This is a genomic window from Saccharothrix hoggarensis (genome assembly GCF_052936025.1).
This window is the reverse complement of record NZ_CP193624.1, coordinates 3,128,679-3,148,523: the sequence shown is the minus strand read 5'-3', so window position 1 is coordinate 3,148,523 and position 19,845 is coordinate 3,128,679. Positions and strand designations below refer to the sequence as shown.

General features: G+C 72.4%; 15 protein-coding genes and 1 pseudogene. 6 read left to right on the top strand and 10 right to left on the bottom strand.

The window, feature by feature from the left end; translation table 11 throughout:
- Positions 1–166 precede the first annotated feature (166 nt).
- The 4 genes and pseudogenes from ACRAKH_RS14675 to ACRAKH_RS14660 all read right to left on the bottom strand — a co-directional run.
- Positions 167–3,106, bottom strand: a complete 2,940-nt coding sequence (locus ACRAKH_RS14675; protein WP_380724274.1) for a glycoside hydrolase family 48 protein — start codon at positions 3,104–3,106, stop codon at positions 167–169.
- A gap of 117 nt (positions 3,107–3,223) precedes the next feature.
- The gene (locus ACRAKH_RS14670) at positions 3,224–6,172 is read right to left on the bottom strand and encodes a glycoside hydrolase family 9 protein (RefSeq protein WP_447009878.1); all 2,949 of its coding nucleotides are present in this window, start codon (positions 6,170–6,172) and stop codon (positions 3,224–3,226) included.
- A gap of 216 nt (positions 6,173–6,388) precedes the next feature.
- Positions 6,389–6,676, bottom strand: a complete 288-nt coding sequence (locus ACRAKH_RS14665; RefSeq protein WP_380724284.1) for a cellulose binding domain-containing protein — start codon at positions 6,674–6,676, stop codon at positions 6,389–6,391.
- A gap of 108 nt (positions 6,677–6,784) precedes the next feature.
- Positions 6,785–8,620, bottom strand: a pseudogene (locus tag ACRAKH_RS14660) (glycoside hydrolase family 3 protein); the annotation flags it as partial.
- A gap of 417 nt (positions 8,621–9,037) precedes the next feature.
- Here ACRAKH_RS14660 and ACRAKH_RS14655 point away from each other — a divergent pair.
- From ACRAKH_RS14655 to ACRAKH_RS14645, 3 genes are all read left to right on the top strand, one after another.
- Positions 9,038–10,474, top strand: coding sequence for a glycoside hydrolase family 6 protein (locus tag ACRAKH_RS14655; protein WP_380724272.1), 1,437 nt, complete (start codon positions 9,038–9,040; stop codon positions 10,472–10,474).
- Positions 10,475–10,558: 84 nt separating this feature from the next.
- On the top strand, positions 10,559–10,864 hold the full coding sequence (locus ACRAKH_RS14650) for a hypothetical protein (protein WP_380724271.1): 306 nt from the start codon (positions 10,559–10,561) through the stop codon (positions 10,862–10,864).
- Positions 10,861–11,235, top strand: a complete 375-nt coding sequence (locus tag ACRAKH_RS14645) for a YchJ family protein (RefSeq protein WP_380724270.1) — start codon at positions 10,861–10,863, stop codon at positions 11,233–11,235. Before ACRAKH_RS14650 ends, ACRAKH_RS14645 begins: the two co-directional genes overlap by 4 nt.
- A 24-nt stretch (positions 11,236–11,259) precedes the next feature.
- Here the strand turns inward: ACRAKH_RS14645 and ACRAKH_RS14640 are convergent, their stop codons facing one another.
- The 6 genes from ACRAKH_RS14640 to ACRAKH_RS14615 form a co-directional block, all read right to left on the bottom strand.
- On the bottom strand, positions 11,260–12,984 hold the full coding sequence (locus tag ACRAKH_RS14640) for an ABC transporter ATP-binding protein (protein ID WP_380724269.1): 1,725 nt from the start codon (positions 12,982–12,984) through the stop codon (positions 11,260–11,262).
- Positions 12,985–13,006: 22 nt separating this feature from the next.
- Entirely contained in the window at positions 13,007–13,450 is a 444-nt protein-coding gene (locus ACRAKH_RS14635; protein ID WP_380724268.1) for a lasso peptide biosynthesis B2 protein, read from the bottom strand.
- Complete coding sequence (locus ACRAKH_RS14630; RefSeq protein WP_380724267.1) at positions 13,447–13,707, bottom strand: lasso peptide biosynthesis PqqD family chaperone; 261 nt, start codon at positions 13,705–13,707, stop codon at positions 13,447–13,449. Before ACRAKH_RS14630 ends, ACRAKH_RS14635 begins: the two co-directional genes overlap by 4 nt.
- Positions 13,704–15,545 carry an asparagine synthase-related protein gene (locus tag ACRAKH_RS14625; RefSeq protein ID WP_447009877.1) on the bottom strand — a complete coding sequence of 614 codons (1,842 nt, stop codon included), beginning with the start codon at positions 15,543–15,545 and terminating at the stop codon, positions 13,704–13,706. The genes ACRAKH_RS14630 and ACRAKH_RS14625 overlap by 4 nt, the downstream gene beginning before the upstream one ends.
- Before the next feature lie 32 nt (positions 15,546–15,577).
- Positions 15,578–15,697 carry a lasso RiPP family leader peptide-containing protein gene (locus ACRAKH_RS14620; RefSeq protein ID WP_380730233.1) on the bottom strand — a complete coding sequence of 40 codons (120 nt, stop codon included), beginning with the start codon at positions 15,695–15,697 and terminating at the stop codon, positions 15,578–15,580.
- Between the two features lie 423 nt (positions 15,698–16,120).
- Positions 16,121–16,846, bottom strand: a complete 726-nt coding sequence (locus ACRAKH_RS14615; RefSeq protein WP_380730231.1) for an ANTAR domain-containing response regulator — start codon at positions 16,844–16,846, stop codon at positions 16,121–16,123.
- Positions 16,847–16,902: 56 nt separating this feature from the next.
- Here ACRAKH_RS14615 and ACRAKH_RS14610 point away from each other — a divergent pair, with 56 nt between their 5' ends.
- The 3 genes from ACRAKH_RS14610 to ACRAKH_RS14600 are packed head-to-tail and all read left to right on the top strand — an operon-like array spanning position 16,903 to position 19,826.
- A complete protein-coding gene (locus ACRAKH_RS14610; RefSeq protein ID WP_380730229.1) occupies positions 16,903–17,589 on the top strand; it encodes a response regulator transcription factor in 687 nt (228 codons plus the stop codon).
- Complete coding sequence (locus ACRAKH_RS14605; protein ID WP_447009876.1) at positions 17,590–18,945, top strand: sensor histidine kinase; 1,356 nt, start codon at positions 17,590–17,592, stop codon at positions 18,943–18,945.
- A complete protein-coding gene (locus ACRAKH_RS14600; protein WP_380730561.1) occupies positions 18,942–19,826 on the top strand; it encodes a TAXI family TRAP transporter solute-binding subunit in 885 nt (294 codons plus the stop codon). Before ACRAKH_RS14605 ends, ACRAKH_RS14600 begins: the two co-directional genes overlap by 4 nt.
- The last annotated feature ends 19 nt before the right edge of the window (positions 19,827–19,845 follow it).

Genomic DNA, 19,845 nt, shown 5'->3' with positions numbered 1-19,845 from the left:
CGGAGCGGGGTGCCAGAAATGTGGCACAGCTCTCTCGCCCACGTCAACACCGAAGTTTCAACGTTGTTTCATTTCGCGCGTTCGATTCGAATGCGTTCGACAATCGAGACGATGCCGAACACCCCCCTCACCACGTCGTGAGGGGGGTGCCGGCGACCTTCGGGAACTACCCGAACAGTTCCACGTGCAGCTGGAACGCCGTGGCGATCTCAGCCTGCGCCCAGAACCGGTGGTAGGTGAAGGTCGGCGCCGGGCCGCCGTCCAGGTAAGCCTGGACCTTCGGCCAGTCCTTGTCCTGCTTGAACATCGAGCGGATGTCGACGAACGACACGCCCGGCTTCACGATGTCGCCGTTCGGCATGTCGCCCGACCAGCCCGGGGGAACGTACGGACCCTCGCGCGTCGTCGCGTTGTACACGTCGTCGAAGCGGTTGTAGTCCTTGCGCTCCTCCGGCACCGCGATGCCCTTGGTGGTCTTGTGCGACAGCAGCGCCGTCAAGAGGCCCTCACCGACGGTCTTCGCCTGGGCGTTGCCCGACTTGGCCGCGTAGTTGAGGAGCGTCTTGGCGTAGGACGCGGCGATGCCGACGTCCGTGCTGTGGTTGAGCACCTTGACCCGCAGGTTCGCGTTGGCGCCCGGGGTGGTGGCGTTCCAGTTGTCCGGCGCGCCGGTCCACTCCAGGTCCGACGGGATCTGGAACTGGCCGCCGGTGCCGACGGTGGTGTTCGCGATGGCCCAGGGGACCCACTTGTCGAGGATCTTCTTGGCCGCCGCGTTGCCGGTCATCTGGTACAGCGCCGCGGTGCGCTCCATCTGCCACGCCTGGAAGCCGAACCAGCGGTTCGACGGCGGGTCGCGCCACACCGGGTGGGCGTCGTAGAACATGCCGTAGAAGGTCGGCGTGCCGGCCGGCGGCTGGCTGTACGAGCCTTCCCACGTGTTCGTGACACCGCCGGCGATGGCGCCGTCGGCCGACTGCAGCCACTGCAGCAGTTCCAGCTGACGCGTCATGGACGTGGCCCAGTCCTGCTGACCCGTGGCCGACTTCGGCTTCAGGGCCGGCTCGTTCGCCAGCGCGTACGCGGCGAGCGGGTTCTGGTAGCCCTGGTGCGAGGCGCCGGAGCCGATGCGCCACGCCCAACCCGCGGACGTGTCGGTCGCGCCACCCCACGCGTAGTACCAGGACAGCAGGTAGTGCGCGCTGTCCTTGCCGGTGCCGCCGGGGCAGCTCGCCGGGCTGGTGCAGTTGCCGATCTTCTTGAAGTACTTGTCGAACAGCGAGTAGCGCAGGTAGTCACCCATCTTGGCCGCCTTCGCGACCTCGGGGGCGACCTCGGCGCCCTTGCCCTGCTCGGTCGCCCACTTCTGGGCCAGCAGCGCCACCTGCACCGCACGCGCGTCGGCGTCCGGGGCGTTGGTGTACTTGTACTGCTTGGCGTAGGTGGCGTCCTTGGTGAACAGGTCGAGGAAGCCGTTGGGGCCACCGTGCGCGAAGGTGTCGCACGACGGCTGCGGGATGGTCTCCCACACCGACTCCGACGAACCGCGCTGGTAGGTGTTGATGTACGCGGGCAGCGCGTCGGACTCGTCGCCGCACCGGCCGAAGCCGTAGGTGTTGTCGACGTCGAGCAGCCAGTGCATGCCGTAGATGTCGTCGGTGCCGTAGGCCGACTTCAGCTCGGCCGCGATCGGGTCACGGCCCACCGGCACGCCGGATTCGAGCTGCGACGGGTACAGGTCCATCCGCGGGTGCTCGGGAGCGTAGGTCGCGGGCTTGGACGGGTCGTACTTGTTGTTGGTCGGCTGGTCCGCCGTGGCCGGGATGATGTACTTCTCCATCGCGGCCCAGGCCTTCTTGAACGAAGACCAGTCCTCGGTGATCCGGGCGTAGCTCGCCTCCAGCCACAGGTAGTAGCTGAACGCCTCGGACGTGGTCTGGTGACCGTGGTCCGGCGCCTCGACCATCAGCGTCTCGATCGAGTGGTACGGCACCTTGAGGCCATCGGAGAAGGTGCGGAAGTAGCCGCTCGCCGGGTCGTGGATCTTGGCGTAGAGGTCCAGGAACTCCTGCTCGAACGTCGAGGTGTTGGCGCTGGTCTCCCGCACCTCGACCGTCGCCGCGGCCGCGCCGGTGGCGCTCGCGGTGAACGTGGCCGTGGCCAGGTCGCCGCCGTTGGCCGCCGAGGTGACCGTGACGTTCTGCTTGGTCGACCAGTTGGCCGGGGTGAACGTCAGCGACGCCGGACCGGCCGTCAGGTCGGTGCTGCCCGCGGAACGCGCCACGGTGACCGTCACGTTCGCGGTCGGCGCGGTGGCCAGCGAGACGCCGAAGGTCCCGGTGCCGCCCTGCCTCACGCTGAGCGACGGCGGGCTGACCTGGATCGCCTGGCCCGCGATGACGCGGATGCTGGCGATGCCGGAGTTGCCGATCCCGCCCTTGTCATCGGTGGCGCGGGCCACGATCGCGTGCTCGCCCACGGTCGCGCCCGTCCACGAACCCGTGTACGGGGCGGTCGTGTCGGTCGCGACGACCACGCCGTCGGCCAGGAACTCGACCTTGGCGACGGTGCCGTCGCTGTCGGCCGCGGTGGCCGCCAGCGGGACCGCCTGGCCGGACTGGAACGTCTGCGCGGTCGTCGGCGACGTCAGCGACACCGTCGGGTTCGCGTTGACGTTCGGGCCGGTGCAGCGCGTGCCGTTGAGCGCGAAGTCCGTCGGCGGCCGGTTCTGACCCGTCCAGGAGCCGTTGAAGCCCGGCGTGACCGACGCGCCCGTGCCGAGGTTCGGCGCCCAGCCGGGGGCCGCCACGGTGACCGCGCTGCCGCTCTGCGTGAACGTGCCGTTCCAGCCCTGCTGAACGCGCTGGCCGTCCGGGAAGGTCCACGTGAGACGCCAGTTGTTGACCGCGTCACCCTCGTTGCGGATGCTGACGTTGGCGCCGAAACCACCCTGCCACTGGCTGGTGATCTGGTAGTTGACCGTGCACGCCACGGCGGCGTTGGCCACCGGCGCGACGACCGGCATAACACCCGCGGCGGTCGCCGCCGCGGCTATCAGCGCGAGCGGACCGGTGCGCAACCGTCCCGCTCTGGTGCGGTACCTCATGCGTCCTCCTCCTGCACGGATCAGCCATTGACCCGCGAGCTTTCAAGGGGCGTGCGGCGAGTGGAGTCGGCACGGGACGCCTGGGCGCGCAGAACGCCCCGTGCCGAGAACGGGGGCCTAGGGCTCGACGCCCCAGGCGAGGGCGCCGCCGGTGTAGGCGGTGACCCGGTCGAAGTCGGTCAGCGTCGCGCTGACCCGGTAGCTGTGGTCGTTGGCCTGGTTGAAGGTCGACCAGTCGGTCTTGGCGACCCGCAGCTGGATGTCACCGGTGCTCGCACCCGCGGCGAGCGTGCCCGCGGTGAAGGACACCTGGAGGTAGGCGTCGGCGCCGGGACGCGCGTTCGGCAGCTTGACCACGGTCGCGCGCACGTTGGCGCAGCCGACCACGGCCCAGTCACAGAACACCTGGTAGTTGGCGTTCGCCGTGTCTCCGGTGAACCAGTACCGGACGGTGACGGTGGACCGGTCGACCGCCGCGGCGCCCCGGTTGACCACGGCCAGGGTCGCGCCGATCTGGTTGGCGCTCGCCGACCCGCTGCCGCGCTGCTGCACGGCGACCGGTCCGGCGACGCCGCCCGGCGTGGTCCGGAACGTGACGGCGGTGCTGGGCGCGGAGACGTTGCCCGCGGTGTCCTTGGCGCGCACGGTGAACGTGTACGCGGTGTCCGCCGTGAGCCCGGTCAGCTGGTGGCTGAGCCCGGTGGCGGTGGCCGCGACCGTGCCGTCCGCGCGCAGGACCTCGTAGCCCGCCACGGTTCCGTTGTCCGTGGACGCCGTCCACGTCAGCGTCGCGCCGGTGCTGGTGACCGCCGAGACAGACAGTCCACCTGGGACGGTTGGCGCCTCGCGGTCACCGCCGGAGTCGGTGGTGACCACCGTGACCGCGGCGCTCGCCGCCGACGCGTTGCCCGCGGCGTCCCTGGCCCGCACGGCGAACGTGTGCGACGTGGCCGGCGTGAGGCCGGTGAGCTGGAACGTCGGGGTGGCCGAGGCACCCACGACGGTGCCGTCCGCCCGCAGCACGTCGTAGCCGGCCACCCCGACGTTGTCCGTGGACGCCGCCCAGGTCAGCGTCGCGCTGGTCGCGCCGACGTTCGACGCGCGCAGCGCGGTGGGGACGGTCGGCGCCTCGCGGTCCTCGACGGCCGGGCCGGGCTCCTTGCCCCACACCACCCTGCCGTCCTGCACCAGCGTGATCCGGTCGGTCAGCGCCACCGTGTTGCCGGCGCCCAGTCCCGCGTACGACCAGTCGTTGGCCGGGTCCCAGGTGCCGGTGCTGGTGATGCGGAACTGCACCTCGTGCCGGTGCGCGGACTGGCCGCCCGGGTAGACGCCGGGGCACGGGACGTCCACGTAGTACACCGAGCCGCTGTGCTGCTTGGGCGCGGTCGGCGTGCCGCACTGGTTGTAGTTCGTGGTGACCGCGATCTGGGCGGGCGTGGTGGCGCCGTCGAGGGTGAAGTAGTAGCGCAGCGACCCGTTGAACATGCGGGCGGGCCACGCGGACTTGTTGATGACGAACGACTTGATCTCGGTGAAGCCCGCGGCGCTCTGGTTGACCGACGCCTGCACGGTCAGCTCGGGGCCGTCCGGGGTCTCCGCGACCGGGAAGTCGGCCGCCGGCGTGCCGCCGTACTCCTTGTAGAGGCGGGCGAGCGCACCGGTGAACCCGGCGTTGTAGTCCAGCGCGACCTCGTTGGCCACGAAGTCCTTGCGGTCGTCCACGTACGAGTCGTTGTTGGTGCCGGGGCCGCCGACCAGAGCGCCGTACAGGGTGTGCCTGCTGGTGGCCGGCTCCTCCATGGTGTCGGCCCACGCGCCGTGCGCGGTGCGGTGGTGCGGGTTGCGCGGCGGGTTGGCGCCGAAGCCGACGACGTAGCTGGACTTGCGCGGGTTGTCGCCCAGCGCGTAGTTGATCTGCCGCACGCCGAAGTCGTGGTAGACGCCCGCCTTCGCGGCGTCGCGCTCGCGCAGCCAGTCGCTGTAGACCAGCGCGACGAACGCGGTGTTGGCCGCGTACCGCAGGGAGCCCCACGTGTCGAGGTGCGCCTGGCCGCCCGGCGAGTACCGCACCCGGTTGCCGTTGTAGCCCGTGGTCCAGTAGTCCAGCCAGCGGTTGGCGTCGGCGATGTACTCGGCCTCGCCGGTCAGCTTGGCCATCAGGGCGTACGCGCCGTAGGACTTGTCGTCCCAGGCGATGGTCCACCGGTAGGACCGCGTGGAGGTCTGCGGCTCGGTGGACAGCTTGGGGTACTCGGCCTTGGCCTTGGCCAGGTAGCTCGCGTCGCCGGTGGCGCGGTACAGCCAGATCGCGCCCCACACCAGCTCGTCCTGGTAGCCGCTCCACGAGTTGTAGAACTTCGCGGCGTCGGTGATGCACGAGCTGTACTTGCCGCGGTAGGTGTCGGCGAAGCTGTAGAGCTGCTTGGCGTGGGTCAGCAGCGTCGCCGCGTAGGCGGGGTCGGTCTGCTTGAACACCATCGACGACGAGGCCATCGCCGCGGCGTACTCGCCGGCGAGGTCGGAGCCGGGGCAGGAGGCGTCCACCTTGTACGCCGGGCGGGGCATCTGCATGACCTCCGCCGCGCCCCACCACTTGTGGTCGTCGTCGCCCACGCCGACCTGCCCGTAGACCACGTTGGGCGACGGGTGCGCCTTGATGATCCAGTCCGTGCCCCACTTGAGGTTCGACATCAGGTGCCGCAGCTGGCCCGACGCCTCGTAGGCGTCGCGGTTCTCCACCGCGCCCCAGGCGAGCATCGAGACGGTGGCCGCGAACGGCAGGCCGAACTTCACGTGGTCGCCGGCGTCGTAGAAGCCGCCCGTGAGGTCGACGCCGACGTCGCTGCCGTCGCGGAGCGCCGAGTCCCCGCGCCAGTTCACCCGGTTGTCGGCCGGCAGGTCGCCGGACCGCTGGGCGTCGTAGAACCAGATCGACTTCTGCAGGGCTTCGCCGTAGTTGAACGCGGGCGCGGCCGTCGCCGCGGGCTGGAACGGGGTCAGCGTCAAGGCGCTGACCAGCACAGCTAGCGTGCCGGCCAGTGCTCCGGACATGCGTCGTCGCATGCGTTGCCTCCGAGGGGGCAGGGCGGTGGAGGTTTCTGGGAGCGCTCCCAGTCCGGGACTGTAACCGCAGAGAAACACCGTGAAAAGAGGGTTGGACCACAAAGCCTTGACAAGTTCGACCCAGAGGTCCTCGACCTCTGGGCCGAACGTTCGCGTCGGCTGCGCCGAATGACGCAGCGTGGGGGAGCGCTCCCAGAACGTGACCGACCGCCGGTCCTACCTCGCCCGGCAGGTCAGCTCGGGCGTCGAGGCCGTGCCGCTCGCCGTGTACCCGAAGGACCCCGAAGCGCCGGGTGCGAGGGCGCCGTTCCAGCCGACGTCGTCCACGGAGACCGACGTGGACGTCTGGGTCATCCTCCCGTTCCACAGCGAGTTGATCACCTGGCCGCTCGCCTTCGTCCAGGTGACCGTCCAGCCGTTGATCGGCGCCGTGCCCCGGTTGGTGACGGTGACCTCGGCCTGGAACCCGCCCTGCCAGGAGCTCGCGATGCGGGTCGTGGCCACGCAGCCGGAGGGCGGCGGCGTGGTCGTGGTGGTCGTCGTGCTGGTGGTGGTGCTCGTCGTCGTGGTGGTCGTGGTGGTCGTGGTAGTGGTCGTCGTCGTGCGCGGTGTGTAGCTCAGGCCGTGGCCGAGCGGGTACAGCGCGGCCTTGCCGTCACCGGCGTTGATCGGCTGCTGCGAACTGCTGTTCATCCAGGTCACGGGCAGGGTGCCGGTCGGGTTGTAGTCGCCGAACAGGACGTCCGCGACGCCGCGCCCCTCGGTGCCGGGCAGCCACGAGGCGAGCAGCGCGTCCCAGCCGCCGACCTGGCTCGAGATGTCCATCGGACGGCCCGAGACCAGCACCACGACCACCGGGACGCCCGTCGCGCGGAGCCGGTTGATCGTGTCCAGGTCCTCCCGGTCCAGCCCGAGCCCGGACGGCCGGTCGCCCTCGCCCTCGGCGTACGGGGTCTCCCCCACCACGGCGATCGCGGCCGTGTACGAGCCGTCGACGCCGGTGCCGTAGCGGTCGTGCGTGACGGTCGCGCCGGAGCCGACCGTCTCGCGGATGCCCTGGAGGATCGTGGTGCCGGGCGTGATGTTGCCGCTGCCGCCCTGCCACGAGATCGTCCAACCACCGCTCTGGTAGCCGATGTTGTCGGCCGACTTGCCCGCGACGAAGTACCGGCCGGTCTTGGCCAGCGGCAGCACGCCGTCGTTGCGCAGCAGCACCTGGGACTGCCGGACGGCCTGGCGGGCCAGGTCGCGGTGCGCGGCCGAGCCGACCGTCGAGGTCAGCGAGCGGTCGGTGAGCGGCCGCTCGAACAGGCCGAGCTCGAACTTCTTGGTCAGGATGCGGCGGTTGGCGTCGTCGATCCGGGCCATCGGCACGCGCCCGGCCTGCACCTCGGCCTTGAGCAGGCTGGTGAACCGCCGGTAGTCGTGCGGGACCATCACCATGTCGATGCCCGCGTTGACCGACGCCGCGACCTCCGCGCCGGTGAAGCCGGTCGCGCCGTCGATCTGGTCGATGCCCGCCCAGTCGGAGACGACGAACCCGGTGAAGCCCAGCTCGGTCTTCAGCACGTCGGTGATCAGGTAGCGGTGGCCGTGCGCCTTGACGCCGTTCCAGCTGCTGTAGGAGATCATCACCGAGCCGACGCCGCGGTCGACGGCGGCCTTGAACGGCGGCAGGTGCACCGCGCGCAGCTCCTGCTCGCTGATCTGGGTGTTGCCCTGGTCGTCGCCGCCGGTCGTGCCGCCGTCGCCGATGTAGTGCTTGGCGGTGGCCAGCACGGAGCTGGTGGTCCCGCCGAGCGTCGCGCCCTGCAGGCCGTCGACGTACGTCGTCATCGCGGTCGGGATCTCCGGGACCTCGCCGAAGGACTCGTACGTGCGGCCCCACCGGTCGTCGCGCGCCACGCACAGGCAGGGCGCGAAGTTCCAGTCGATGCCGGTGCCCGCGACCTCCTTCGCGGTGGCCGCGCCGATGCGCTTCACCAGCTCCGGGTCGCGCGTGGCGCCGAGGCCGATGTTGTGCGGGAAGATCGTCGCGCCGCGCACGTTGTTGTGCCCGTGCACCGCGTCCACGCCGTAGATCAGCGGGATGCCGAGCGGGGTGGACATCGCCGTGCGCTGGAAGTTGTCGTACATGTCCGCCCAGCTCTGGGCGGTGTTCGGGGTCGGCGCGGAGCCGCCGCCGGACAGCAGGGAGCCGATCCGGTAGGTGGCGAGGTCCTGCGGCGAGTCGAGCGCGCCGCGGTCGACCTGGGTCATCTGGCCGACCTTGTCGTCGAGCGACATGCGGCCGAGCAGCTGCTCGACCCGCGGGTCGGCCTGGGCCGCCACCTGGGCGGTGGCGACCGGTCGCAGCTGGGGCACCAGCACGGTGGCGACGAGGGCGACGGCCGCCAGGAAGGCGGTGGTCACCGCCACCGTGACGGGTCGGGAGGGAGTGCGCGTCATTGCGTGGCCTCCGGTCCGGGAAGGGTCTGGGAGCGCTCCCAGCCTAGGATTGTCCGTTTTTCTGCACCAGAGTTGCTCTTTTCCGCCCAACGCCGACTGCGCCGCGTGACGCAATTCGACAGATTCTCGACATCAACTTCGCCGGAGCAGTGACCCAGACCTCACTCACTCGAACGGCCCATTCCAGCCACTCTGCGCGCACCTGACGTGACCGTTTCCGAGGCACCTCGTCTCACAGCGGATCGGACGGTCTAGCCACCGCGCCGATTTCTCACGCACAGTGAGAACTCGCACCGCTCCCCTGCCGGCCACGCCCTCTTTTCCTCACCGTTTCCCAGTGGCTACAGTCCTGCCACCTGGGAGCGCTCCCAGTGCCACCGTCAGACCCCGTTCAGCACCGACGCTGCGAGGACTCCGATGCGATCACAGAACGCGGACCCCCAGGTCCCCACCACCCGCCGGCCGCGCGAGACGGCCCGGTTGGCCGCCGCGGGCGGGCTCTCCGGCGCGTTGGTGGCGACGGCGGTCGCCGTGGTGCTCGGCAGTGGCGCGACGGCCGCGCAGGCGGCCGACTCGACGTTCTACGTCGACCCGAACACCTCGGCGGCGAGGTGGGTGGCGCAGAACCCGAACGACTCGCGGGCGGCGGTGATCCGGGACCGGATCGTCGCGGTGCCGCAGGCCCGTTGGTTCACCACCACCAACACGGCCGAGGTCAGGGGTCAGGTGGACGCGTTCGTGGGCGCCGCGGCGGCGGCCGGGAAGATCCCGATCCTGGTCGTCTACAACGTGCCCAACCGGGACTGCGGCGGCGCGAGCGGCGGCGGCGCGCCGTCGCACTCGGCCTACCGGGCGTGGGTCGACCAGGTCGCCGCGGGTCTCGCGGGACGGCCGGCGTCGATCGTCCTGGAGCCGGACGTGCTGCCGATCATGAGCACCTGCCAGAGCGAGGCGCAGCAGAACGAGACCAAGGCGTCGATGGCCTACGCGGGCAAGAAGCTCAAGGCCGGCTCGGCGCAGGCGAAGGTGTACTTCGACATCGGCCACTCGGCGTGGCTCACCCCCGGCGAGGCGGCCAACCGGCTGCGCGCGGCGGACATCGCCAACAGCGCCGACGGCATCTCCACCAACGTGTCGAACTACCGGCGCACCTCCGACGAGGTCAACTTCGCCAAGGCGGTGCTCAACAACCTCGGCGACGGGCGGATGAAGGCCGTCATCGACACCAGCCGCAACGGCAACGGGCCGCTCGGCAGCGAGTGGTGCGACCCGGCGGGCCGCGCGATCGGCACGCCGAGCACGACCAACACGGGTGACGCGCAGATCGCCGCGTTCCTGTGGATCAAGCTCCCCGGCGAGGCCGACGGCTGCATCGCCGGCGCGGGCCAGTTCGTGCCGCAGAGGGCGTACGACATGGCGATCGCGGCGGGACCGACGAGCACCACGTCGTCCACCTCCTCGACCACCACCACGACCTCCACGACCACTTCGACGACTACTTCCACGACCACCTCCACCACGACGACGACCACTCCGCCTCCAGGGGACGGATGCCGGGTGACGCATCGCGTGGTGAGCCAGTGGTCGGGCGGTTACACCGGTGAGATCGTCATCGAGAACCGGGGTGCGTCCATCGACGCCTGGACCCTGACGTTCTCCGCACCCGGCGTGACCGTTTCCCAGGGCTGGAACGGGACGTGGACCGACACGGGCGACATCGTCCGCGTCGGCAACGCCTCCTGGAACGGCGGACTCGCGACCGGTGGTACCGCGACCATCGGTTACAACGCGAGCTACAGCGGCGGCACCCCTCCGTTCACTTCTCCCACTCTGAACGGCAGGGCGTGCGGCTGACGCCGTAGCCGGCCCCGAAGCGGCCCTCCTCCCCGACTGGCAGTCAACGGGAGGAGGGCCGCTTCCCCTTATATCCTTGTCGTCGTGACCGAACCGATGTCCGTCGCGCGGGCCGTCGCCCTGGCCCGCGACCCGGACGACGCGGTGCGCGAGGCGTTGTCCACGGACCCCGCCGCACCCGCCGAAGCCCTGGCGCTGCTCGCCGACGACCCGAGCCCGGCGATCCGGGCGAACCTCCTCGCCCACCCCGGCGTGCCCGCCGACCTGCGCTACCAGGTGCACGCGGGCCTGTCCGCCGAGGCCGCCGCCGGTGACCGCGAGGCCGAGAACGCGCTGGCCTGGGTCCGCTACCAGCGCTCCGGCCGCACGGCCTGCGACCGTCCCGAATGACGACCCGCTGCCCGTGCGGCCAGGGCGAGCCGTACGAGACGTGCTGCGGCCCGTACCACGAGGGCCGCCGCAAGGCGCCGACCGCCGAAACCCTCATGCGCTCCCGCTACAGCGCGTTCGCCGTCGCCGACGAGGACTACCTCCTCGCGACCTGGCACCCGACGACCCGCCCGAAGTCCCTGGACCTCGACCCGGACCAGCGCTGGATGCACCTCGAAGTGCTGTCCCACACCGGCGGCACCCTCTTCCAGACCACCGGGACGGTGGAGTTCCGCGCCCACTACCGGTGGCAGGGCCACCGGGACGTGCTGCACGAGACCAGCCGCTTCATCCGCGAGGACGGCGCCTGGTTCTACGTCGGCCCCGCCTGACCCGGCGGCCCGCCGCGGGCACGGTCACCGGATGCGCCCGTCCTCCAGCGCCACGACGGTGTCCGCGAGGTGCACGGTGGAGCTGCGGTGGGCGATGACCAGCAGCGCGCACTCCCCGGAGATCTGCTCGATGGTGCGGGCGAGGGCGGCCTCGTTGGCCGCGTCCAGGTGCGCGGTCGGTTCGTCCAACAGCAGCAGGTTCGGCCGGGGCAGCAGGGCGCGGGCGATGGCCAGGCGTTGGCGCTCGCCGCCGGAGATCATGTTGCCGTGCTCGCCGACCTGGGTGTCCAGGCCGTCCGGCAGCCGGTCGACCATCCCGACGAGGTTGGTCATGGCCAGCACCCGGTGGATCTCGTCCTCGGTCGCGTCGGGCACCGCGTAGGCGATGTTGTCGCGCAGGCTGCCGTGCATGATCGGGCTCGTCTGCTCGACCAGCCCGATCCGCCGGCGGGCCTGCGCGATGGTCAGCTCGGCGTTCAGGTCGTGCCCGTCGAGCAGGATGGCGCCGCGGTCGGGCTCGTAGAAGCGCTCGACCAGGGCGAAGATCGTGGTCTTGCCCGCTCCCGAGCCGCCGACCAGGGCGACGTGGCCGTGGTGCGGGACGGTGAACGACACGCCGCGCAGGACCGGCCGGTCGGGCTGGTAGCCGAACCACACGTCGCGCAGCTCCAGCGCGGGCGGCGGGGTGGCGGACGCGGCGGTGCTGGCGACGGCGCGGGTCCGCGCCGGCTGGTCCGCCTCCACCGGCAGTTCGGTCACGTCGTTCACGCGCTGGAGCGCGGCAAGTCCTTTTTGGAGGTTCGCGGCGAGTTCGAAGAGACCGGCGGCCGGCATCGCGATGTAGCTGACGTAGAGCAGGAACGCCACCAGCTCGGCGAGCGTCAGGTGCCCGTCCGCGACCCTGATGCCGCCGATCACCAGGACGACGATGAGCGACCCGTGCGCCGACAGGGTGACCGCGGGTCCCGCGATGGAGTCCAGCCGGGCGGACCGCAGGTTCTGCTCGTAGCTCAGGCGGGCGCACTCCCCGATCCGCTCCCGTTCCCGGTCCTCGGCCCGCATCGACCGGACCGTGCGGATGGCGGTCAGCGCGCGTTCGAGTTCCGCGGACAACCGTCCCAGGTGGTCCTGCGCCTGCCCGGTGGCGTTGCGGATGCCGCTCAGCACGAACAGCGTGATGCCGCCGATACCGCCCACGACCACGGCGACGACGAGGAACAGCAGCGGGTCGATCAGCACCATCGCGACCAGTCCGCCGACGACGATGAACACGCCCGCGACGAGGTCGACCACGTCGTAGGCGATCGCGTCGCGCAGGAGCGTGGTGTCGCTGGTGGTCCGGGACAGCAGGTCGCCGACGCGGTGCCGGTCGTACAGCCGCATCGGCAGCCGCAGCAGGCGGTCGACGAGGCGCATCCGCAGGCTCAGCACGATGCTCTCGCCGGAGCGCTCCAGCCAGTACCGCCCGAGCGTGTCGGTGACCGCCGCCGCGGCGAACACGACCGCGAGGAGCACGAGCATCCACGCGATCGCACCCCCCTCGGTGACGAGCTGCAGGGTGCGCATGGCCACCAGTGGTTGGAGCAGCCCCAACCCGGCGCCGAGGAGGGTGAACAGCAGCGCGACGGCGATCGGTTTCCGGTGGCCGCGGGTCGTGGCGGCCAGGTGGCGCAGCCCTACCCGGGGCGGCGGCTCGTCCTCCGTCGGCATCGGCTCGGCGGCGTGGGTGTTCGGTGCGGTGACCGTCATGTGGTGCTTTCCCGTTTCTCGGTCAGGGACGGTGGTGGCGGGCGGGTCGTGGCGCGGGTCGAACGGTCATCAGGACGTGCAGGAGCTCGGTGCCCGGGGGTTCCCCGACCGGGCGGCCTTCCGCCTCCACCCAGGCGTGCGCGGAGAACGGCGCAGTGCGCACCCCGACGCGCCACGTGGGCCAAGAGCCCTTCACCCGGCAGAGGAGGGCGGTGGCGATCGAGCGCGGCAGGCAACCTGGTCCCGCGCACCGCAGGCTGACGGCGGTGACGGCGTCCCGCGCGGCCAGCGCTTCGGCGTGGCCGGCCGGTCTCGCCCCCGCGCTCAGCACGGTCAGCAGCGACCGGATGCGCTGCGGCGGCAGCCGGGCCACACCCCGCGCCACCGCGGTGATCACCCAGCAGAGGACGCGCAGGCGCGGGCCCACGCGGCGGGACCGGTCCGGCAGCGCGGCCTGGGTGCTCATCGGCGCACCGCCAGGCCCGCCGTGCACAGCTGTCCCACGACGTCCGCGACGTCCGCGTCCACCGTGGCCGGGTCGGCGGCGCCGCGGGCGAGCAGCAGCCCGACCACCTGCTCGTGGTCGCCGCCTTCCAGCAGGGTGTGCAGCACGAACGAGCCGGTGGAGTTGAGCTGCCAGTACCGGCCGGTCCTCTCGTCCAGCAGGACGGCGCCGTCCTCGGTGCTGGTCAGCGACACGTGTTCGGCCAGGCGCAAGGTCATCCGGGTGCTCCCGTCACGAGGTCCGTGGGTTGCCCGGCGCGGTCCAGGTCGCGCAGCCACCGCTCGCAGCCGGCGGTCTGCTCGACCATGATCGGCGTCGCGTCGGAGGTCCACACCCCCGTCAGCGCCGACCGCAGCCGGTCCACGTCGATCAGCCCCAGCCCGGCGAGCTTCCCGTTCTCGCACAGGGCGAGGAGATCGGCGCGGTAGTGCGGCAGGGCGGCGTACTCGGGCGAGGTGCCGCCCTTGGTGGAGCGGGTCGAGGACCGGTCCGGCACGACGCCGCGCAGGGCTTCCGCCAGCAGCGGCTTGTACCGCCACGGGGTCGTGCGCTCGTGGGCGCGCACGGCGAGGCAGGCCTCGGCCACCCGGTCGTCCAGGAACGGCGCGGCCACCGGGAGCCCGTCCGCCGCGGCGGCCATGGCGGTGCGGCGCATCAGCCGGCCGCCGTGCCGCACGAGCTGCACGGCGTCGTGCACGGCCTTGTCCGGAGGGGTCGCGGGCGCCTCGTCGGCCGCTTGGAGCAGCAGCCGACGGGCCGCGTCGACGGCGTCCGCGGTCGCCCACGGCGGCAGCTCGACGGCGTCCGGGTAGCCGCCGGGCGCGGTGAGGGCGCGGGCCTGGGCCAGCAGTTCCCGCCGCTCGTCCCGCGGCGCGGCGAGCAGCCGCCCGACCCGCGGCCACGACCAGGCGTGCAGGGCGCGCAGGCCCCGCAGGTGCGAGTACGCCGTCCACGGGTGGCGGCGCAGCAGCTCGGGCAGGTAGCTCGCGGGCGCGTGCAGCACCTCGTCGCCGCCGTCGCCGGTGAGGTGCAGTTCCGCGCCCCGCGCGGCCAGCAGGCGGGCGCGCGCCACGTCCTCGGCGCGCAGGTGGATGTCCGGGTACGGCTCGTCCCGGGCCACCCCGGGAACGAGGATGTCGGCGTAGGGCCGGGGCAGGTCGTCGTCCGTCACCACCAGGCGCTCCACCCCGGTCAGCCCGGCGGCGGCGACCGCGGCCCACTCGGCGTCGTCGTCGGAGACGTCCGCACTGGCCACGGTGAACGTGAGGAGCCGCCCGGTCAGGGCGACGGCGAGGGCGCACACGGCGGTGGAGTCGGCGCCGCCGGACAGGTCCGCGCTGACCGTGCGCCCGGATCGGACCCGTGCGGCGACCGCGGCGGTGAGCGCCTCCCGGACCAGCGGCGCGCCCCGGGCCAGCGACGTGGTCGGCCGCGGCGGCTCCCACCAGCGCACGGTCCGCGCCCGTCCCCGTTCGCCCAGCAGCACGCAGTGGTCCTCCGGCACGGCGGACACACCGCGCCACAGCGAGGCTCCCGCCAGCGCGGGCGGGGCCGCCGGGAACAGCAGGCAGGCCGCCAGCCGCCGCTCGTCGACGCCGGAGCCGGCGAGCCGGGCGAGCACGTCGGCCCGGTCGGCGACCACGTCCACGTCACCCACCCGGGCGTGGAACACCCGCCGCACGCCGAACGCGGTCCCCTGCGCCCGCACCACCCCGTCGACGCTCGCGACCAGGTGGAAGCTGCCGGGCAGCGACCGGGCGGCCCCGTCCAGGTCGGCGGCGGTCCGCGTCCGTCCCGCCATCCGCGCGACCTCCTCGGCGGACGCCGGGCAGCAGCCGACCAGCGCCACCCTCGTCCGCCCGGCCGAGCCCACCACCAGGTCGCGCGGGTCCCAGTGCCCGATCAGCCACGGCCTCCCCGAGGCGTGGTCGAGCCGCCGGGCCGTCGCGCCCGGGTCGAGCGCGGCGGCCACGGCGAGGGCGGCCTCGCAGTCCGGGAGGACGACGAACCACTCCTCGTCGCGGCCGCTGGCGCTGACCGGATGGCTTCCACTCACAGCCGACATCTCTCAGTCATGCGCCGTCCGCGTCAGTTCTTCTGCCGACGACGGGAGTCCCGCTGACGACCGCGGGACCCGAGTGTCAGGTCGGTGAACCTGCCGACTTCGACCAACACGGGCTTCACGTACACGCGTGACTCGTTCTTCATGGTCACTCCTCTCGTTCACGATCCGGACTTGCCCATCCACCGTGACACAACCGGCAGATGTCGAGGACCGCTCACGGAAACGTCCACACGATGGGGACGCACATGCCCCGGATCGGGTGCGCGAACGCGCGTCAGATGACCGAGCGCGCAGGACCGCCACCCGAAGAAACACCTGGGGCACAACGAATCCGCGCGTCACTTCACCGCGTGGCACCGCGAGCACGGCGAACGGCGGAGGCGCCCGGAGGCGGCGGGGCGGAGGGACCGGTGGTCGCACCGGCGAGAGGACACGTGCTTCTTCGGGACCGGAAGGGAAATCGACGTCCCGCCATTCCGGTCACCGGCCGAGTGGGGCCGGCCCGCCTATTCAGCGCTGTCGCGGGAATGCGACGGCCGAGGTGAATTCAGCAGGATCGGCGACGGTCAGGGCCGGCGCACGGACGCCAGCAGGTTGCGCGCCACGTCCCGCAGTTTCGTGTTGTTCTGCTGCGACTCCGTCACCAGCCGGTCGAACGCCGACTTGGCGTCGATGCCGTGGGCGGCCATCAGCACGCCCTTCGCCTGGTCGATCTCGGCCCGCGAGTCCAACGCGCGCTGGAGGTGCTCGACCAGCCGGTGCGACCGCTCGTACCGGCGGAACCCCGTGATCGAGGTGGACGCGGCGGTGACGAACAGCCGCAGCAGCGCCTCGTCGAACGGGTCGAAGGCCTTCTCCTTGGAGCTGTAGAGGTTCAGCGAGCCGACGACCGCTTCCTCGACCACCAGCGGCGCGGACAGGTACGCCTGCACGCCCGCCCGCTCGGCGGCCTCCGCGAACTCGGGCCACTTCTCCCGGCCGCTCTCCACGGTCGCCCGCACGGGCCGCTGCGTCTGAGCGGCCTGGAGGCAGGGTCCGTTGCCGGCCGCGTACTGGTCCTTGTCGATGGCGACGACCTTCGGGTCCGTCGCGGCGGCCGTGGACGCGCCGTCGGGGCCGACGACGGTGACGCTGACGTTCTCCGCGTCCGGGATGACCCGCGACGCCGATTCGGCCAATTGCTGGAGCGCCTCGTCCAGCGACTGGCCGCCGGTCAGCACGCCGGCCAGTTCCTCAAGCGCCTCGCTGGCCTCGTCCAACATGGACGCGGACACCTGTTCCTCGATGCTCACAAGCCTTGTCTACACCCAGGAGGCCATAATCGCCCCAATCGATAGGGGGTGGTGGGTTGCGCGTGCTGCTCGTCGAGGACGACGACGGGGTCGCGGACGCCTTGGTGGAGGCCCTGGAGGCGAAGGACCACCGGCCGAGCCGGGTGGCCCGCGGCGCGGACGCCCTGCTGGTCCACCGCGATTTCGACCTGCTGCTCCTCGACCTCGGGTTGCCCGACACGGACGGGCTGGAGGTGCTGCGCAAGATCCGCAAGGTGTCGCCGGTGCCGGTGTTGGTCCTCACAGCGCGTGGGGACGAGCGGTCGATCGTGCGCGGCCTGCGCCTCGGCGCGGACGACTACCTGGTGAAACCGGTCCGTCTCGGTGAGTTGCTCGCCCGGATGGACGCGGTCGCCCGGCGCAGCGCGGCGCTCGCCGGGCCGAAGGACGGCACGGTGCGCGTCGGCGACGTGGTGATCGACCTGGAGGGCAGGCGGGTCGTGGTGGGCGACGCGGAGGTCTCGTTGACCACCAAGGAGTTCGACGTGCTGGCGGCGTTGGCGCGGCGCGCGGGCACGGCGGTGAGCCGCCAGCAGCTCATGGACGAGGTGTGGGGTGACGCGTACCTGGCCGTGTCGCGGTCGCTGGACGTGCACCTGGCGGGTCTGCGGGCGAAGCTGCGCCGGCCGGGCCTGCTGACCACCATCCGCGGCTTCGGCTACCGGCTCGCCCTCGGCGACGCCGGGAACCAGGCGGGCGGGTGAATGCGCCGCCGTCTCCTGCTGGTGCTGCTGTCGTTCTCCGCCGCAGCGGTGGCGGCGTTCGCGGTGCCGCTGCTGTCGTTCACGGCCGCCGAGCGCACCCAGCGGTTCGTGCTGACGCGCACCGCCGACCTCGACCGGTTCGCCGCGCTCGCGCAGCAGGCCGAGACGACGGGTGACAATGCGGCCCTGGCGGACGAGGTCGCCGCGTACTTCGAGCTGTACGGCGAACCGGTCGTGGTGGTGGACGCGCGCCGGGCGCCGGTCGCGCGGGCGGGCCTCACGGCGGACGACCCCGCGCTGGCGCCGGTGTTGGACGCCGCCCTGCGCAACCAGCCGACGCGGGCCGTGCCGACGGTGCTGCCGTGGTCGTCGGGGCACGTGGTGTTCGCGCGCCCGGTCGGCACCGGCACGCGGGTGGCGGGCGCGGTGGTGCTCCGGGCGTCGGTGGAGCGCGCGGCGGCGGACGTCGCCGCGCAGTGGCTGCTGGTGCTCGGTGGCGCGTTGGCGGCGGCCGTGGTGTCGGTCCTGCTGGTCCTGGCGGTCACGCGGTGGCTGCTGAAGCCGCTGGCGGCGCTCGCGGCGGGGGTCCGCGCGGTGGCCGCGGGCGAACGGCGGGCGCACGTGACGGGGAGCAGCGGCCCGCCGGAGGTGCGCGAGCTGTCCGAGCTGTTCAACCGCATGTCGGACGCCGTCACGGAGGCCGCCGACCAGCAGCGGCGGCTGATCGCGGACGCGTCGCACCAGCTGCGCAACCCGATGGCGGCGTTGCGGCTGCGCATGGACACGTTGAGCGGGCAGGTCAAGCCCGAGGGCGTGCGGGCGTACACGGCGGGCGTCGCCGAGATCGAACGGCTCGAATCGCTGTTGGACGGCCTGCTGGCGCTGGCGTCGGCGGAGAGCGCGGCGACCGAGGTCGCGGCGGGCGGGCGCGAGCCGGAGCTGACCGACGTCGGCGCGGTGGCGGTGGACCGGGCCGGGTTCTGGCAGGTGCCGCTGCCGGGGACGCCGCCGCTCGCGGTGCTGGTGCGCTGCCCGGAGTCGGACCTGGCGCAGGTGCTCGACGTGCTGCTGGACAACGCGGTGAAGTACGGCGGCGAGGTGCGGGTGTCGCTCGGCGCGGACCGCGCGGCGGGCGTCGGGTGGGTGGAGGTGCACGACGACGGCCCCGGCCTGACCGCCGAGGAGCTGGCGCTGGCCACGTCCCGGTTCTGGCGGGGGCGGTCGGGCAAGCCGGGCACCGGTCTCGGCCTGGCGATCGCGGACCAGCTCGTCCGGGCCCGCCACGGCGCCCTGAGCCTGTCGTCGGCGGACGGCTTCACCGCGCGCGTCACCCTGCCGCTGGAGCCGGCGCTGTGAACCGCCGGGTGTTCCTCCTCGGGCTGCTCGCCACCGGGTGCGCGTCGGGCGTGCCGGCGGGCGAGCTGACCATCGCCGCGGGCGAGCGCGGCGGCATGTACTTCGACTTCGCGTCCCTGCTCGCGGACCAGCTCATCGACCTGCGGGGACGGGTGCTGGAGACCGAGGGCAGCCTGGCGAACCTGGGGCTGCTCGCCGCCGGTCAGGCGCAGGTGGCGCTCGCGCTGGCGGACTCGGCCCGCGTCGCCGACCCGGGGCTGGAGCTGCGGGCGCTGGGCCGGGTCTACGAGAACTACCTCCAGCTGGTGGTGCGGGAGGACGACCCGGCGCGGTCGGCCGCCGACCTGGCCGGGCGCACGGTGTCGCTGGGCGCGGCGGGCTCCGGCGCGTCGCTGTCCGGTGAGCGGATGCTCGTCGCCCTCGACCTGCGCACGTCGGTGCGGGTCGAGCACCTGAAGCTCGGCGACGCCGTGCGGGCGTTGGCGGAGCGCCGCATCGACGCGCTGCTGTGGTCCGGCGGCGTGCCGACGCCCAAGCTGGCCGAGCTGTCCGGCATCCGCCTGCTGCCGCTGGCCGACCTGGTGCCGGGGCTGCGCGCGGCGCACGGCTCGGTGTACGAGCAGGTGCCGGTGCCGGTCGGCGTCTACGGCGCGACCCGCGAGGTGCCCACGATCGGGGTGGCGAACCTGCTGGTGTGCCGGGCGTCGCTGCCGGACGCCGTGGCCGCCGCGATCACGCGGACGCTGGTGTCACGCGCCGCCGCGCTGGTGCCGGCGCAGACCCTCGGCACCCAGTTCCTCGACGTGCGCAGCCTCATCGGCACCGCGGGCCTGCCGCTGCACCCCGGCGCCGCCGCCACCTACCGCGACGTGCACGGATGAGGCCAGCAGCAGCATCGCG

Coding starts and splice junctions, on each gene's coding strand:
- ACRAKH_RS14675 (WP_380724274.1), bottom strand. CDS start 3,106: ATGAGGTACCGCACCAGAGCGGGACGGTTGCGCACCGGTCCGCTCGCG.
- ACRAKH_RS14670 (WP_447009878.1), bottom strand. CDS start 6,172: ATGCGACGACGCATGTCCGGAGCACTGGCCGGCACGCTAGCTGTGCTG.
- ACRAKH_RS14655 (WP_380724272.1), top strand. CDS start 9,038: ATGCGATCACAGAACGCGGACCCCCAGGTCCCCACCACCCGCCGGCCG.
- ACRAKH_RS14645 (WP_380724270.1), top strand. CDS start 10,861: ATGACGACCCGCTGCCCGTGCGGCCAGGGCGAGCCGTACGAGACGTGC.
- ACRAKH_RS14640 (WP_380724269.1), bottom strand. CDS start 12,984: ATGACGGTCACCGCACCGAACACCCACGCCGCCGAGCCGATGCCGACG.
- ACRAKH_RS14635 (WP_380724268.1), bottom strand. CDS start 13,450: ATGAGCACCCAGGCCGCGCTGCCGGACCGGTCCCGCCGCGTGGGCCCG.
- ACRAKH_RS14630 (WP_380724267.1), bottom strand. CDS start 13,707: ATGACCTTGCGCCTGGCCGAACACGTGTCGCTGACCAGCACCGAGGAC.
- ACRAKH_RS14620 (WP_380730233.1), bottom strand. CDS start 15,697: ATGAAGAACGAGTCACGCGTGTACGTGAAGCCCGTGTTGGTCGAAGTC.
- ACRAKH_RS14605 (WP_447009876.1), top strand. CDS start 17,590: ATGCGCCGCCGTCTCCTGCTGGTGCTGCTGTCGTTCTCCGCCGCAGCG.